This window comes from Moraxella lacunata (genome assembly GCF_900453205.1).
Lineage (GTDB): Bacteria > Pseudomonadota > Gammaproteobacteria > Pseudomonadales > Moraxellaceae > Moraxella > Moraxella lacunata_B.
The window spans coordinates 193,056-207,867 of the sequence record NZ_UGQU01000002.1 but is presented as its reverse complement, the minus strand read 5'-3'; the positions used below and the strand labels follow the sequence as shown (position 1 = coordinate 207,867).

At 42.2% G+C, this 14,812-nt stretch carries 13 protein-coding genes; 11 read left to right on the top strand and 2 right to left on the bottom strand.

The window, feature by feature from the left end; genetic code table 11:
* Positions 1-5 precede the first annotated feature (5 nt).
* The 7 genes from DX073_RS06415 to DX073_RS14690 all read left to right on the top strand — a co-directional run bounded on the left by DX073_RS06415 (position 6) and on the right by DX073_RS14690 (position 7,956).
* Positions 6-1,415, top strand: a complete 1,410-nt coding sequence (locus tag DX073_RS06415) for a glycosyltransferase (RefSeq protein ID WP_115006729.1) — start codon at positions 6-8, stop codon at positions 1,413-1,415.
* Entirely contained in the window at positions 1,412-2,854 is a 1,443-nt protein-coding gene (locus DX073_RS06410) for a glycosyltransferase family 2 protein (RefSeq protein ID WP_115006727.1), read from the top strand. The genes DX073_RS06415 and DX073_RS06410 overlap by 4 nt, the downstream gene beginning before the upstream one ends.
* On the top strand, positions 2,854-3,723 hold the full coding sequence (locus DX073_RS06405; RefSeq protein ID WP_115006725.1) for a UTP--glucose-1-phosphate uridylyltransferase: 870 nt from the start codon (positions 2,854-2,856) through the stop codon (positions 3,721-3,723). The genes DX073_RS06410 and DX073_RS06405 overlap by 1 nt, the downstream gene beginning before the upstream one ends.
* Before the next feature lie 126 nt (positions 3,724-3,849).
* Positions 3,850-5,484, top strand: coding sequence for a glucose-6-phosphate isomerase (gene pgi / locus DX073_RS06400; RefSeq protein WP_220186721.1), 1,635 nt, complete (start codon positions 3,850-3,852; stop codon positions 5,482-5,484).
* A gap of 22 nt (positions 5,485-5,506) precedes the next feature.
* Complete coding sequence (locus DX073_RS06395) at positions 5,507-6,787, top strand: UDP-glucose 6-dehydrogenase (RefSeq protein WP_115006723.1); 1,281 nt, start codon at positions 5,507-5,509, stop codon at positions 6,785-6,787.
* A 7-nt stretch (positions 6,788-6,794) separates the two neighbouring features.
* Entirely contained in the window at positions 6,795-7,829 is a 1,035-nt protein-coding gene (gene galE, locus DX073_RS06390; protein ID WP_115006722.1) for a UDP-glucose 4-epimerase GalE, read from the top strand.
* Entirely contained in the window at positions 7,822-7,956 is a 135-nt protein-coding gene (locus tag DX073_RS14690; RefSeq protein ID WP_258556893.1) for a hypothetical protein, read from the top strand. The genes galE and DX073_RS14690 overlap by 8 nt, the downstream gene beginning before the upstream one ends.
* A 143-nt stretch (positions 7,957-8,099) precedes the next feature.
* Here DX073_RS14690 and DX073_RS06385 read toward each other — a convergent pair whose 3' ends face one another.
* Together DX073_RS06385 and DX073_RS06380 are read right to left on the bottom strand one after the other, a co-directional pair.
* The gene (locus tag DX073_RS06385) at positions 8,100-9,017 is read right to left on the bottom strand and encodes a M48 family metallopeptidase (protein ID WP_115006721.1); all 918 of its coding nucleotides are present in this window, start codon (positions 9,015-9,017) and stop codon (positions 8,100-8,102) included.
* A gap of 6 nt (positions 9,018-9,023) precedes the next feature.
* Positions 9,024-10,196 (bottom strand): YjgN family protein, encoded by a 1,173-nt coding sequence (locus tag DX073_RS06380; RefSeq protein WP_115006720.1) that lies wholly within the window; start codon positions 10,194-10,196, stop codon positions 9,024-9,026.
* Between the two features lie 159 nt (positions 10,197-10,355).
* On the opposite strand from DX073_RS06380, the gene rdgB reads away from it, so the two are divergent.
* The 4 genes from rdgB (at position 10,356) to clpX (ending at position 14,769) form a co-directional block, all read left to right on the top strand.
* Positions 10,356-10,991: an RdgB/HAM1 family non-canonical purine NTP pyrophosphatase gene (gene rdgB / locus DX073_RS06375; protein ID WP_115006719.1), complete on the top strand. Its 636-nt coding sequence runs from the start codon at positions 10,356-10,358 to the stop codon at positions 10,989-10,991.
* Positions 10,992-11,124: 133 nt separating this feature from the next.
* Entirely contained in the window at positions 11,125-12,459 is a 1,335-nt protein-coding gene (gene tig / locus DX073_RS06370; protein WP_115006718.1) for a trigger factor, read from the top strand.
* A gap of 313 nt (positions 12,460-12,772) precedes the next feature.
* Positions 12,773-13,426: an ATP-dependent Clp endopeptidase proteolytic subunit ClpP gene (gene clpP, locus DX073_RS06365; protein ID WP_115006717.1), complete on the top strand. Its 654-nt coding sequence runs from the start codon at positions 12,773-12,775 to the stop codon at positions 13,424-13,426.
* A 59-nt stretch (positions 13,427-13,485) separates the two neighbouring features.
* Positions 13,486-14,769, top strand: coding sequence for an ATP-dependent protease ATP-binding subunit ClpX (gene clpX / locus DX073_RS06360; protein WP_115006716.1), 1,284 nt, complete (start codon positions 13,486-13,488; stop codon positions 14,767-14,769).
* Positions 14,770-14,812: the final 43 nt, after the last annotated feature.

The window sequence follows — 14,812 nt, the reverse complement described above, 5'->3', positions numbered from 1 at the left end:
TTGATATGGTATTAATTAATAAGATGATGTCTATTTTGTTTCCTTTGAAGGAAGTTAAAAAGCATATTGAAGTAGATGATTTCAAAATGGCATATCAGCATTATTTGCATTATTTATATTTTGGTGGTGAATATAATTCTGGTGTAGAGCAATTATTATTGGGCAATATATCTGATAGTATGCCGTCAAAAATCGCTGTCTCATCTTGGGATTTTTCTCATAATGCTGTTGGTCGGGCAACGACTTTATTTAATTTGTATCAATATACACAGTATGATGTTGATTTGATTGGGTGCATGATTCAAAATAATAAGAAGAATCATAAAAAAGTTTGGCAACCATTAAATGATAGTCAGATTATTTATAATTTTTTTGAAGTCAATCAATCTAAGATTGATGATTTGTTGCCAAAAGCAGTTGATTTTGTTATTAAAAACCCATACAATGTTGTGCATTTGTCAAAACCTAGAATTACTAACATTATTTTAGGAATACTATACCGCCATATTTGGGGGGCAAAAATAATATTGGATATTGATGATGAGGAATTATCTTTTTTAAAAGAGAAAAAATCTAATTTTGAATATTCTAATAATGTTAAAGATGATTATTGGACAAATTATTCTGTTTCACTATATGATATTTTTGATGTGATTACAGTTTCAAATCCTGCTTTGCAAGATAAATATGGGGGAATTGTTATTCCACATATTAGAAATGAAAAAATATTTTATCCCAACCCATCACTAAAAGCCAAAAGCAGAGAAAAATATGGTATTAGTCAGACAGATAAGGTCATACTATTTTTTGGTACACCAAAACGCCATAAAGGACTTTTGGAGACAGCAAAAGTAATTTCTCAGATTGGTCATCAAGAATTGCTTTTTTTGATTGTTGGGGATTTTCCAGAGTTGGCATTAAAAGAAGAATTATTGGCGATTGATAATGTCAGATATATGTTCTTACCCAATCAACCGTATGACCAAGCAAAGAACATTGTAGCAATGGGAGATGTGTGTGTTTTGATGCAAGATGAGTCTAGTGAGATAGCAAAATACCAACTACCTGCAAAATTGATTGACGCTATGGCAATGGGTTTGACTATTTTTTTGCAAAAAACACCTGCAACAAAACATTTAATACCTACTCCTAATATTTATTTTGTCAATCAAGAAAATTTAGTTAAATATTTAAAAGATTATTTGCAGCAAGATAATACAACACAAAATTCAACAATACAATATCAATATTTTTTGGAGAATTTTAGTGCAAAAACATATAGTTTGGTAGTTGATAAAATTATTAATGATTTAAATATTTCATCTTATGATCCTAAAAAATCATTTGACTTTATAAGAGAGCTAAGCAATATTGGTAGTGTGAAAAAATTCTTGGAAAATTTTGGAAAAAAATGAAAAATAAAAATAATAATGAATATTTGGCTAAATTTCCAACATTAATCCGCTATCGTTTGCTCAACAATATATGGCAAGCGATGCAATCAGGACTTTATCAAACAGTTTTAAATAATACACCCATTATTCAAACAAAAAAATCATTCATTACCAAAAAAATTGCTCAATTAAAACGTTTTGTTATTTCTGATGAATATTTGCAAATAGAGATTTGGCAAATACTATCCAATGATGATTTAAAAAAATATCACAAAGAATTTATCAAGGAAGCTTTTTATTTATATCCTAAAATTTTTGTAGAATATTTTTTAAATCATAGAGAATGGCTTAGTGATCAATATTATTTGGGATTGGCATTATCGTATGCTAATGATAATAATATTTTAGAAGACTTTGAATCAGAATGTGGTGAATTTTTTAAACATTTTGATACGATTGATAAGCAATGCTTACATGCCAATATTTATTTAAATACCAATGATAAGAAAATCACTCAACTTAATCATATTTTATCAGAATATCAGTTATTATCATTATCTTTAAACAATGATTGTTTTTGTGTTAATTGCTTATCGTCCAATATTGATAAAACACAAGAGCATTCATCAAAAGTGAGTGTGATTATTACAGCTTATAATGCCCAAAACACCATTAAAACTTGTATTCAAAGCCTATTAAATCAAACTTACGCCAATTTAGAAATTATCATCATCAATGATCATAGTGATGATGATACATTAAGCATCATTCAAGCTTTGGCAAGACAAGATGGTCGCATTAGATGGATTGATTTGTCAAGAAATACTGGGACTTTTGTTGCCAAAAGTATTGGAGTAATGTATGCTACTGGCGAATTTTTAACTTGTCAAGATGCTGATGATTTTGCTCATCCCCAAAAAATCGCCATTCAAGTTGAACCATTATTAAAAAATGAACATTTAGTTGCTACAACTTCTTATTGGCTTAGAATAGATAATAATGGTAATTTTTATGCAAGGCAATATTATCCTTTTTTGAGGCAAAATCCTGCATCGCCCTTATTTCGCCGTCAAAAAATCCAAAATGAAATTGGGCTTTGGCATATTGCCAGAACAGGTGCAGATAGTGAATTTTGGGCGAGATTAAAGTTGTATTATGGCGATGATAAAATATTACCTATTAAACAGCCTTTAACTTTTGCCAGTCATCATAAGGATTCTTTGATGAATTCGAATAAATTTGGCGTACATAACCGACAATCGGCATTAACACGGCTGGACTATTGGGAAAATTGGCAATTATGGCACATTGATTGTTTGACAAAAAAACAACCTTTAAAAATGCCTGACATTCAAGAGCAAACAATCCAAAAAATATTTGAGATCCCCCATTCTTTGGTTGTGGATATAGATGATATTCGCTATAATTTAAAGTATCATAAAACTGATAAGGCTATTTAATGACCAGACACATCACCCACGCCATTATCCCCACCGCCGGCTTTGGCACTCGTATGTTGCCATTATCAAAAGCTGTACCAAAAGAGCTGCTACCACTTGGTAGTCGTCCGTCCATTGCCTATGTGGTGGAAGAAGCGGTCAAAGCAGGCATCAAAAATATCGTTCTTGTCAATCACGCCCAAAAGTCTGCCATTGAAAACTATTTTGACATTAACAGCGAGCTTGACACCCAGCTTCGCTCAAAAGGCAAAGACAAATTGGCGGACAGTCTTAACTTTTTGCCCGATGATGTGCGGATTATCAGTGTTCGTCAAGGCAAACCTTTGGGACTTGGACACGCTGTCTTACAGGGGCGAGCGGTGGTGGGCGACAATCCTTTTGCCGTGCTGCTCCCTGATGTGGTGCTAGACCCATTTAAGACCGATTATACTACACAAAATTTGGCGTTTATGCTAAGTGAATTTGGGAGGACTGGGCGTAGTCAAATCCTTGTAGACCCTGTGGCGGTATCAGACATTGACAAATACGGCATTGCCAAATTGAAAAACGCCCAAACCCTTGAAAAATCAAGCGAAAATAAAAGTTTTGCCGTAACAGGCTTTGTGGAAAAACCAAAACCCGAAAACGCTCCGTCAAACTTGGCGGTGGTGGGGCGGTATGTGTTTGACAATGCCATTTTTGATTATCTTGCCAAAACCGTCCTAAGCGTGGGCGGAGAGATTCAGCTGACCGATGCCATTGATGCGCTCATCGGCACAAAGGGCGTGGATGTGGCGACAATGGTGGGCGATAGCTTTGATGCAGGCGATATGGCAAGCTATATGCGTGCGTTTATGTATTTTGCCGAGCAACAACTATATGGACATTAAAAAAGTAAGAGCCAACATTGTTTCCAATGCTGGCTTTTGGTCTTTGTCTAAGGCGGGCTGTATCAAATAAATTTGATGCACAGGATAACCGACCTCTAGCTCACGGCAATATTATAGGATAAAATGATGTTAAATACAACAGGCTCACAGACTTGGCAAACTCTACAATCCCACACCGCCACGCTCCCCGATTTAAACACCTTATTTAAATCCGACCCTGCTCGTGGCGAAAAATTTACCGCCAATGCTTGTGATATATACATGGATTTTAGTAAGCAAGCGATTGACGATGAGATTTTATCAGCGTTATTGAGCTTGGCGGACGATTGTCAATTATCCAATAAAATCAATGACTTATTAACAGGGCAAAAAATCAACGACACCGAAAACCGCCCTGCCTTACACACCGCTTTACGTCTGCCAAAGGGCGAGACTCTCATCGTGGACGGCACGGACGTAAATACCCAAGTCCATGACAGCCTTGCCAAAGCCGAGACCATTGTCAGCCGTATCCGCACAGGCGTGTGGCGTGGCTATGCAGGGCACGCCATGACAGACGTGGTAAATATCGGTGTGGGCGGTTCGGATTTAGGACCTCTAATGGCGACCACCGCCTTGTCAGAGTGGGCGGATACGTCCATTCGGGTGCATTTTGTTTCCAACATGGATGGTACTCAGCTTGACAGTCTGTTAAAAGTGCTAAACCCCCAAACCACGCTATTTATCATTTCATCAAAATCATTTGGCACGATAGACACGCTCTCCAACGCCAAAACTGCCTTGGGCTGGCTGTTGTCTGCCCACGACAATAAGCCCACGATTTTACGCCGTCATTTTATCGGCATTTCTACACGCCCTGACAAGATGAGCGAGTGGGGTATTCATGAAAACAACCAACTGCTACTGTGGGACTGGGTTGGCGGTCGGTTTAGTATGTGGTCAGTCATCGGTCTTGCTATTGCCATAAAAATCGGCATGGACGGCTTTTATGAGTTACTGGCAGGGGCGAACAACATGGACAGGCATTTTGCCACAGCCGATTTTGCCCAAAATATGCCCGTTTTGCTTGGGCTGTTGGGTGTGTGGAACAGCACGTTTTTGGGGATTAACGCCCATACCGTGTTACCTTATGACGGCAGATTGTCGCATTTTCCCAACTATCTAACCCAGCTTGAAATGGAATCCAACGGCAAATCGGTCGCCAGAGACGGTCGGCAGGTCGGCTATGACACTTGTCCGATTTTGTGGGGCGACATTGGTTCTAATGCCCAGCACGCCTTTTATCAGCTCCTTCATCAAGGCACACAGCGGGTCTCTTGCGACTTTATCACGCCCATTCATCGCTATCATCAGCACCAAACTGCCAATGCCCATTTGTCCGAACAGCACGAGCTTTCCTTGTCAAATTGCCTTGCCCAGTCGCAGGTGTTGGCATTTGGCAATCACGCCTTGCCTGATGAATTACAAAAAAATGACGATGATTTTGCCAAATTTAAACAATATCGTGGTAATCAGCCGTCCACAACGCTTTTACTTGACAGCCTAACGCCAAAAACGCTTGGCTCGCTCATCGCCCTATATGAGCATAAAGTCTATGTGATGAGTGTGATTTGGGATATCAACCCGTTTGACCAATGGGGTGTGGAAGTGGGCAAAGTCATGGCAAATCAGGTCTATGATGTGTTGTGCGACAAAAAAAGCGTAGGGGCGTTTGATTCATCAACCAATACGCTATTAAATAAAATTAAGGGTAAATTTTAATAAAAAATTACGGTAAATGATAATGAAAACACACAATGCGGTCTATATCATTGGAGCAAATCATGAAGCGATTAATGCAGGGATTTTGCTTGCCAGTTTAAATAAAAAAGTGCATTTATTAAGTATTAAAAATGCCATTGATGAGACATTGTTTAATTATCATTTTGACCGTCAAATTAATGCCTTATGGTCGCTGTATGTCAATGAAAATAAAATCATTCATCATCATAAAAATAGCCGTGATGATACACTTGATTTTATTAAACAATCACAAGGCAGTTTAATCTGGCTATTTATTGATGACATGAGCGATGACGAATTGGCGTTATTTACCAAAACCCAAGACAATCCGCACAGTCAAATTATCCTAAGCGGTATAGATAATATTGGCAAAATGGAACAAATTGCCAATGAGATGATTAGCAAATGGGTGTATTATTTGCCGTTTATTTTTATGAAAGACGGGGCGAATTTTAGTAGTTTTTATCAATCGGATTTGGTATTGATTGGCGAAAAAACAGCAAATAGCGTGGCAAATTGTGAGATTGTTTCTTTTATCAAATCCCAAGCCAAAAAATGTCAAATTGACACCATTAAAACCATAGAATTTGCTCGCAGTGCGATTATGGCAATGCTTGCCACTCGCTTGTCGTTTATGAACGAAATGACACGCCTTGCCGATAAAGAAAATGTCAATATTAAGCACATTGAGCGGATTATGGGGTCGGACAGTCGTATTGGTTCGGCGTATTTGGGAGCAGGTTGGGGGTTTGGCGGAAAGACCTTGCCCAATGAACTGACTTTATTAAAAAATCAATTTGATAATCAAAACGTCAAATCGGATGTATTAAATGCCGTGATTGATGTCAATGCTGACCAAAAAGAGCTGATTTTTAGAAAGTTTTGGCGATATTTTAATGGCTTTATAGAAAATAAAACCGTGATGATATGGGGGGCAGGCTATCGCATTGGGGCAGGGCTTAGTACCAATAGTGCCATTCATCCATTATTAAAATTGTTGTGGTCGTATGATATAAAAACGGTGGTTTATACCAATAATACCACGATTGAATTACAAAAGATGTATGAAAATCAAGCCTTATTTTCAATCACTCATAATCCTTATGAATTAAATGAAAAAGACAGTTTATTTATCATTAATTGGTCAGGATTAACACCGCCTGATGTTTATGAATTAAATAAATACAATGTGCCGATATTTGATGCCAAAAATATTTTAAGTGATGATGAGATTAAAATGTTGACCAGTGATTATATTGGCATTGGTCGCAAAAATAAGTGAGAATCCTATGAAAAAAATCCTCGTAACAGGCGGAGCGGGCTATATCGGTTCGCATACGTTGATTGAGCTGATTAAGGCGGGTTTTGAGCCTGTGGTGTATGATAATTTGTCCAATTCTAGCCCTGTGGCGATTGAGCGTGTACAAAAGATTGTCGGTACAGAGATAGCATTTATCAAAGGCGATGTGCTAGATAAGGATCATTTGGAGCGAGTGTTTGATGAGCATGATTTTTTCGGCGTGATTCATTTTGCAGGGCTAAAAGCGGTGGGTGAGAGCGTGGCAAAACCGCTTAAATACTACCAAAACAACGTAACAGGCACGCTAAACCTACTAGAAGTTATGAAAGATAAAGGCGTAACCAACTTTATCTTCTCGTCATCAGCGACGGTTTATGGCGACCCTGAAGTGTTGCCCATTACTGAGACCGCCAAACGCTCATGCACCAATCCTTATGGGCAGTCCAAGCTTACGGTGGAATACATCCTAGAAGATTTGGCAAAATCCGTGCAGGACAGCCAAGTGTGGAACATTATCTCTCTGCGTTACTTTAACCCCATTGGGGCGGACGCATCAGGGACGATTGGCGAAGACCCAAGCGACATTCCTAACAACCTTATGCCTTATATCAGCCAAGTGGCGGTGGGTAAATTAGAAAAACTATCCGTATTTGGCGATGATTATGACACGGTGGACGGCACAGGCGTGCGTGATTATATTCATGTGGTGGATTTGGCAAAGGGTCATGTGTCGGCACTGGATTATATCGCAGGGTGTGAGACGGCTTTTGGCTTTGAGCCGATTAACCTAGGCACAGGCAACGGCACAAGCGTACTACAACTGGTCAATGCCTTTATCCGCACCACAGGGAAAGCGGTGCCTTATGTGATTGCCCCAAGACGAGCAGGAGACATTGCCACTTGCTATGCCAGTAGCGATAAAGCCAAAAATTTGCTTGGCTGGACGGCGGAGTACGACATCGAGCGTATGTGCGTGGATACATGGCGTTGGCAAAGTCAAAATCCCAAAGGGTATCATGCCTAAACAAAAACCGCCCAAAGGCGGTTTTTGCGACATTATGACAGTCATGTCCTATTCACTATGCTTCTTAACCTGCTCAATCCGCTTATCCGTCTTGGGGTGCGTGGACAGTACCGACCAATGTCCTTGACCATCGCCATGTTCTTTTTTCGGTATTGTTAAATAAAGATAGATTTTAAGGTTTTCCGTTCGGACTGAGCTTGTCGAAGTCTAGGAAAACCGTTATGGTTCGACAAGCTCACCACGAACGGCTTTCTAGAAAAGTATACTCAATTAACAATACCCTTTTTTCATTTTTTCAAAGAAGTTGGCAAGGTGCATGGGCGATATGCCAAGGCGTTTTAGCTCATCGATGGCAAATTTATCTGCTTCCATCTCCGCATCTTGGGAGTATTGGGCGGCGGCGAGCATGGTGGGTAGGGCGAGTATCAAATCAGACGCATCGCCTGTGATGACGATGACCAGCACCCCCACACCAATACTGCTAATCGCCTGCTCTAAGCTATGACGATGCACCAAATGCCCCTGCTCATGGGCAAGCACGGCTAGGATTTCGTTGTCATCCCCACTAAGCTTAATGAGCTCGTCCGTGATGACGATGGTGTTACTCGGTATGGCAAGAGCATTTGCCCCGATGACTCCGCCCCCACGCACCAGCACTTTGGCTTTGGGGTTGCCATCTAGCTTGTTATACAGAGCGACGATTTCATCTTGGCGAGCCTGTGGCAGCTTGCTTGGTTTGGTCAGCTCCATGACGTGCTCTTCTGCCTTTTGTCCGACTTCCATCAAGACATCAGGGGGTAGGGAGTGGGCGATGTGGTGCGATGCCAATGGCACGCCAAATTTGAGTACGCCTGCCATAAAAATAACAACAGCGACCAAGCTTACCAAAATCCACCCAAAACTGCTCTCCATGATGGAGATTTTTTGAAATAGGCGTTTGTTGTGCAGTTCAAGCCAATCAGGCACGCCGCCAATCAGCTCAATCCGCTCACCGCTACCAAAGGCAAGCACCCCTGCCGACCGTCCCACGCTCGGCACAAATTCACAATTGGCAGTCCGATACACTCCGCCAAAGCCGTCGCCTTCTAGTACAAAGCTATCAGGGCTTGTGCTTGGGCGGATATGGGCGGTATGGGCTTTGCTTGTTTTGCCATCAAAATAGCGTACGATGATTAGGCGTGTACTCATGACAATCTACCATGACACGTCAATATCAAACACATCGGCAATCTCTTCACCCAAAGCGGATTCTTCTACCATTTGGGGTGTGATAATCTCATCAAAATTCTCATAACTTACCAAAGACAGCGTCTCGGTCTTATAGCGATGAAGTCGCACTGCTGCCCACGGGGTAAATAGCCCAAGTGTCAAGCCAATCAGCAAAAAGTTGGTAAATTGAATAAAAGCAAATCTAAAAATGCTAAACTCATTTAGCACAAACTCACTCTCGCCAATGGTCAAATTGCCCCACACGACCTTGTGCAGACAGGCTTGGGTGAGCGGTACGATAAGTAGCATCATAAGGTACATACCAATCACGGCAAGCACTACAACTCCCACACCAAAATCCGACCCAATCACTGCCCCAAGACCTATCATGACCACACCACCAATAGAGGCAAGGATAGCAATCCCAATCGGTATCAACACCGCCTTGTACACATCAAGCATGCTGGCGTGCCACTCAAATGCCATCTCGCCAAATTGGGTGTTGTCAAACTGATAACTCTTAAACAGTCGCCATGCAAATGGAGCAAGCAGAGCAAAGCCAATCAAAAATATGCTTGCACCAGTGCCTACCATCTGTGCATTTACAGCAACATAACCCACCCCAGTGATGAGCAGATTGGCAAAAATAACCAAGCCAAACAACACATAAGCGGCAAGCAGACTGCCTACAAAGGCAAAGCGGACATTTTTATATTGGCTGTTTCTTGCCCGAAAGCGTAATGTAGAACGTACAAGCCACGGAAACAAAGCTATGATTAAAAGACCGCCCGCTGCTGCTACCATGGGCGAGAATTGCCCCAAGACACTAATGACAACATACACCCCAAGAGCGATGAGTCGCCCAAGCAAAATCCGCTTGGGGTTGGCAGTAAAGTCAAATGGCTCATCGTTTAGCTCGGTGTTGCCATAAAAATACCGCAGACGGCGAACCTTTGCCCACGGCGAATAAATCCCAAGCGTGATAATCGTGAGCAGTAAATTGACAATCCAAATCTTAAAATACTCCGTCCCTGTTCCATAAAAATAAAAGTCGTATTGATACGGCTCATCAGGTTGGGCAGGGGGTAGGGTAGGGGGTGTATCAAAAGGGGTGTGATAAATATCGTTGGCAAAAGACTCATTTGGGGGCAGTGACATGTTGTGTCCTTATATGGTGTTGAATAAAAGTCATGAGAATAAGACTTATTTTTTGTACACAAATTATACCAAAGTCAAACCAAAAATACAAAAGTTAAGATTTGATTAATTTTATTGATGTTATGATAAAATAAGACATCTAGACTCAGGCTTAATTTTATGAAAAAACTTATCCTAGCAAGCAACAACCAAGGCAAACTTGCCGAATTTCAATCCCTATTTGATAAGGCAAATTTGGGCGTTAGTATCGTTCCCCAAGGCGAGCTTGGTATCACAGACGCTGACGAAACAGGATTGTCCTTTATAGAAAACGCCATTATCAAGGCAAGGCACGCAAGTTCTGCAAGCGGTTTGCCTGCCCTAGCAGACGATAGTGGGCTGTGCGTGCCCGTGCTTGGCAATTTCCCGGGGATTTATTCGGCACGATATGCCAGTTTAAATGATATGGGCGAAAAAGGCGATGATGGGGCGAATAATCAAACACTACTTGCCAAATTACAGCCCTTTTTTGAAAAAGGCGAAATGGTGGATGCATTTTTTGTCTGTGTGTTGGCACTTGTTCGCCATGCCGATGACCCGTTGCCGATGATTGCCCAAGGATTGTGGCGTGGGCAGATTTTAAAAGAGCTGATGGGCGAGCATGGCTTTGGTTATGACCCCTTATTTTGGCTGCCAGAGCTTAATAAAACTTCGGCACAATTAGAAAAGAGCGAAAAAAATGCCATTAGCCATCGTGGGCAAGCCCTAGATAAGCTCATCGCCCATTTAAAACAGGGCGAATTTGATAGGTTGTAATTTTGCCAAAAAAAAGCTATACTACTCATCTTTTAGGATTTTTGTGGGCGTTTTTATAAAATGCTTACCCAGATTTTTGAGAATTTCACTAAATAAGTGATTGAATTTTAACAAATTTTAAGGTAGATTCCCCATGAGTAACTTAGACGTTGCTGTAAATGTCATCTCAGACAAAGAAACCCAACTGACCGTTAAAGTACCTGTTGGTACCATCCAGAGCAAAGTGGAAAGCCGTATTCGTAGCCTTGCTAAAACTGCCAAAATTGATGGCTTTCGTAAAGGTAAAGTGCCTGTGAGCCACATCCGTGCTCAGTATGGTGCCGGCATTCAGCAAGAAGTCATCAATGATGTCATTCGTGACACCGTTTTTGAAGTATTGGCTGACAAAAAAGTGCGTGCCGTGGGCGTGCCTAGCATTGATGATGTCAAGCTAGAAAACGACTTTTTGGTGTACCAAGCGTCTGTTGAGACCATGCCAGAAGTGGAAGTTAAAGGTCTTAGCGAGATTGAAGTGGAGCGTCAAGTTGCCACCGTGTCTGATGAAGACGTGGACACCATGATTGAAAACCTACAAAAACAACGCCAAACCTTTGAAACCAAAGATGGCGAGCTGGCAGACGGTGATGAAGCGACGTTTGATTTTGAAGGCTCAATCGATGGTGAGAAGTTTGAAGGTGGTAGTGCTGAGAATTTCCGTCTTATCATCGGTTCAGGTCAGATGATTCCAGGCTTTGAAGACGGCATGAAAGGCATGAAAGCGGGCGAAGAGAAAACCATCAAGGTAACTTTCCCAGAAGATTATCAAGCCGAGAACCTAAAAGGCAAAGAAGCAGACTTTAAAATCACCGTTAAAGAAGTTAAAGAAGCCAAATTGCCTGAGCTAAACGATGAATTCTTTGAGCTGTTTGGTGTGAGTGAAGGTGGTCTTGACAAGCTAAAAGCAGACGTTCGTAAAAACATGGAGCGTGAGATTAAGAGTGCCGCTCGCAACCAAGTCAAGCAAGCTACCTTTGATGCGTTGGTTGAGAAAAACGAATTTGACGTGCCAAATGCCATGCTGGCTGGGGAGATTGACCGTCAGCGTAACCTAATGCTACAACGTTTTGCCCAGCAGTTTGGTGCCAACCCAAATACTTTTGACAAAAACATGCTACCTGATGAGCTGTTTGAAGACCAAGCGTTGCGTGCGGTACGTCTGGGCGTGCTCGTGGGTCAAATCATCGACAAACAAAAGCTAGAAGTTGACCAAGAGCGTGTGACTGCCTTTATCAGCGAGGCTGCCGAAAACTACGAAGACCCTGCCGAGGTCATCGAATACTACACCAACGACAAACAAGAGCGTGCTGGTATCGAAGCGGTCGTGCTAGAAGACCAAGTGGTGGAATACATCCTATCACAAGGCAAAGTGACCGACAAAGAAGTCAAATACCAAGACCTATTGGCGGCAGCTCAGCAAGCCCAAATGTAATTTGCCAAAATGACACAAATACCCTAACAAAAAGTGTTGGGGTATTTTTATTTTGTGGTAAAATAGCTTGATTTCATTTGAATTTTTAAGGGCGTGCCTGCCTTTTGTATTTGCAATGAAAAATAGGGGAAATCGCCCGTTTTTCAAGGAAAAAGTGAGGTTTGATAGTCGTTCTATCAAACGAGCTTTTGGCGATGAAAAACCAGATTTAGCCATTTTTCATGCAAAAACAGATAGTTTATTTCTAAAATATTTCTAAATTTTAAATTGTGTTATAAAGGGCAGGCACGCCCAAGACTTAACAGGATATTGTATGAGTGATTTTCGCAAAAACCCTTTTTATGACCAACTCGCCGACACCTTTCACACTGCCCCACAGTCTGCCCTTGTGCCTATGGTGATTGAGCAGTCGGGTCGTGGCGAGCGTTCGTTTGACATTTTCTCACGCCTTTTGCGTGAGCGTGTGATTTTTTTGACTGGTCAAGTCGAAGACCACATGGCAAATTTGATTGTTGCCCAACTGCTATTTTTGGAAGCGGACAACCCTGAAAAAGACATTCATCTATACATCAACTCCCCCGGTGGCGTGGTAACGGCAGGCATGGCGATGTTTGATACCATGAACTTTATCAAGCCTGATGTCTCTACCATCTGCCTAGGGCAGGCGTGTAGTATGGGGTCGTTCCTACTGGCGGCAGGTGCCAAGGGTAAGCGTTATGCCCTTGCCAACAGCCGTGTGATGATTCATCAGCCATCAGGCGGAGCTCAAGGTCAGGCGACCGACATTGAGATTAGTGCCAAACAAATCCTAAAAATCCGTGAACGCCTAAATGCCATTCTTGCCGAGCGTACTGGTCAGTCACTTGAAAAAATCGAGCGAGACGTTGAGCGTGATTATTGGTTGGATGCCTTTGAAGCCAAAGAGTATGGTTTGGTGGATGCCGTGCTTGAAAAACGCCCCGTGTAGCAAATGACTGATAACGGCAGGCTTGTCCTGCCCAGCAAAGATGTGTAAAAGGAAAACTGATGACTAAGACCAAAGAGCCGTGCTGTGCCTTTTGTGGCAAGAAAAAAGATGAAGTCAAAAAGCTCATTGCCGGCATTGATGAGAATACCAACATCTGTAACGAGTGCGTGGAGCTGTGTGGCGACATGTTGGGCGGTATGGATTTGGACACCAAAAACGAGCAAGGCAAAAAGCCAAGCCACGCTAAAGCCAAAAAAGCCAAAGCTGATGATAAAGACTGGGCGAGTGCGGTGCTACCCAAGCCCAAAGAGATTCGTGAGCATTTGGACGAATACGTCATCGGTCAAGACACCGCCAAAAAAGCGTTGTCCGTGGCGGTCTATAACCACTACAAACGCCTAAAAGTGCGTGCCGATAACAAAATCTCGCCCGTGGAGCTTGCCAAAAGTAACATCCTGCTCATCGGCCCCACAGGTTCGGGCAAAACCCTGCTTGCTCAGACCCTTGCTAAGATGCTAGATGTGCCATTTGCCATGGCGGACGCGACCACACTCACCGAAGCAGGCTATGTGGGCGAAGACGTGGAGAACATCGTTCAAAAACTGCTCCAATCTGCCGACTATGACGTGGAACGCACCCAACGTGGGATTATCTACATTGATGAGATTGATAAAATCAGCAAAAAAGGCGAAAACGTCTCTATCACGCGTGATGTCTCGGGCGAAGGCGTACAGCAGGCTCTGTTAAAACTCATCGAAGGGACGGTTGCCAATATTCCGCCCCAAGGTGGTCGTAAGCACCCCAATCAAGAGATGATTCAGGTGGACACCAGCAACATCTTGATGATTGTCGGTGGGGCGTTTGCAGGGCTTGACCGTATCATTCAGCAACGTACCGAAAAAACAGGCATTGGTTTTAATGCCGATGTCAAAGCCCAAGAAGAGACCAAAATCAGCGAATTATTTAAAGAAGTCGAGCCTGAGGACTTGATTAAGTTTGGTCTCATTCCTGAGCTTATCGGACGTCTGCCTGTGATTGCCACATTAGATGAGTTAGATGAAGATGCTCTGATTCAGATTTTGACCAAACCCAAAAACGCCCTAACCAAACAGTACGAATACTTATTTGACATGGAAGGGGCGACGCTGACCTTTGAAGATGAAGCCCTAACGGCAGTCGCCAAGCAGGCGATGAAGCGTAAGACAGGGGCAAGGGGTCTGCGTTCTATCATCGAAAATGCCCTGCTTGACACCATGTACGAACTTCCGAGCATGGAGGGTGCCAAAGAAGTGGTGGTGACTCGTGCGGTGATAGAAGATGGCAAAGAGCCTGTGATTGAATAAGGTGTATAAAACAAAAAGCGGACGATTGTTCGCTTTTTTTATT